This is a genomic window from Kitasatospora sp. NPDC057518 (assembly GCF_042802075.1).
Lineage (GTDB): Bacteria > Actinomycetota > Actinomycetes > Streptomycetales > Streptomycetaceae > Kitasatospora.
The window spans coordinates 1-1,951 of sequence record NZ_JBHVEU010000756.1; the positions used below are offsets into that span (position 1 = coordinate 1).

Here is a 1,951-nt window from a genome sequence, read left to right on the forward strand (position 1 = left end):
GATCAGCGCCCCCCTGGACCCGACCTGAGCTTGATGTACGGAGATTTGTGATGAACGCAGCACCCCAGGAAGTCGTCGCGGCACTCCGGGATTCCCTCAAGGAGATCCAGCGGCTGCGCCGGGAGAACCGGCAGCTGGTGGACGCCGGCCGCGAGCCGATCGCGATCGTCGGCATGGCCTGCCGCTACCCGGGCGAGGTGACCTCGCCCGAGGAGCTCTGGCAGCTGGTCGACGGGAGTGTGGACGCGATCTCCGGCTTCCCGGTCAACCGGGGCTGGGACGTCGAGGCGCTGTACGACCCCGACCCGCGGACGCCGGGCACCAGCTACGTCCGCGAGGGCGGCTTCCTGCACCGGGCCGACGAGTTCGACCCGGCGTTCTTCGGGATCAGCCCGCGCGAGGCGCTGGCCATGGACCCGCAGCAGCGGCTGCTGCTGGAGACCTCCTGGGAGGCCTTCGAGCGGGCCGGGATCGCGCCGACCTCGGTGCGCGGCAGCCGGGTCGGGGTGTTCGCCGGTATCGCCACCGCCGACTACGCGGCCCGCTTCCAGTCCGTCCCCGAGGAGGTGGAGGGCTACCTGGGCAACGGCAGCGCCGGCAGCGTGGCCTCCGGCCGGGTGGCGTACGCGCTGGGCCTGGAGGGCCCGGCCGTCACCGTGGACACCGCCTGCTCCTCCTCGCTGGTGGCGCTGCACCTGGCGAGCCAGGCCCTGCGTTCGGGCGAGTGCTCGCTGGCCCTGGCCGGCGGCGTCACGGTGCTCTCGACCCCGGCCGGGTTCGTGGAGTTCAGCCGCCAGCGCGGGCTGGCGCCGGACGGCCGCTGCAAGTCCTTCGCCGCCGCCGCGGACGGCACGGCCTGGGGCGAGGGCGTCGGCATGCTGCTGCTGGAGCGGCTCTCCGACGCCCGGCGCAACGGGCACCCGGTGCTGGCGCTGGTCCGCGGCTCGGGCATCAACCAGGACGGTGCGAGCAGCGGGCTGACCGCGCCGAACGGTCCCGCCCAGCAGCGGGTGATCCGGCAGGCGCTGGAGAGCGCCGGGCTGGCGGCCGGCGAGGTGGACGTGGTGGAGGCGCACGGCACCGGCACCACCCTCGGCGACCCGATCGAGGCCCAGGCGCTGCTCGCCGCCTACGGCCAGGACCGCGAACGGCCGCTGCTGCTGGGCTCGTTGAAGTCCAACATCGGCCACACCCAGGCCGCCGCCGGGGTCGGCGGCATCATCAAGATGGTCGAGGCGATGCGCCGGGGCACCGTCCCGCGCACCCTGCACGTGGACGAGCCGACGCCCGAGGTGGACTGGACGGCCGGGTCGGTCGAGCTGGTCACCGAGGCCCGGGACTGGCCGCAGACCGGCCGCCCGCGCCGGGCCGGGGTCTCCTCCTTCGGCGTCAGCGGCACCAACGCCCACGTCATCGTCGAGCAGGCGCCGGAGGCCCCGGCCGACCCGGAGGCCGAGGCGCGGGCCGGGACGGCGCCCGCGCTCGCCCCGCACCTGCTGTCGGCGAAGACCGTCCCCGCGCTGCGGGAGCAGGCCGCCCGGCTGCGCGCCCGGCTGGACGCGGACCCCGGGCTGGACCTCACCGACCTGGCCTACTCGCTGGCCACCGGCCGTGCGCGGTTCGCCCACCGGGCCGCCGTGGTCGCCGCGGACCGCACCGAACTCGCCGCCGGACTGGCCGCGGTGGCCGAGGGCGACGGGATCATGGCGGCGACGACCGGCAAGACCGCGTTCCTGTTCACCGGCCAGGGCGCCCAACGCACCGGCATGGGAAGCGAGTTGTACGCGGCGTACCCGGTGTTCGCGGCGGCGTTCGACGAGGTCTGCGCCGAGCTGGACCGCCACCTGGAGCGGCCACTGCGCGAGGTGATCGCCGAGGGCGGCGAACTCCTGGACCGTACGGGCTGGACCCAGCCCGCGCTGTTCGCCGTCGAGGTCGCCCTCTACCGCCT

Annotated in this window: 1 protein-coding gene; it reads left to right on the top strand. The window is 75.2% G+C overall.

The window, feature by feature from the left end; all coding sequences use genetic code 11:
* Positions 1-50: 50 nt before the first annotated feature.
* Positions 51-1,951: type I polyketide synthase (locus ACFU7Z_RS39135; protein WP_380782925.1), on the top strand; the 1,901-nt coding region annotated here is incomplete at its 3' end.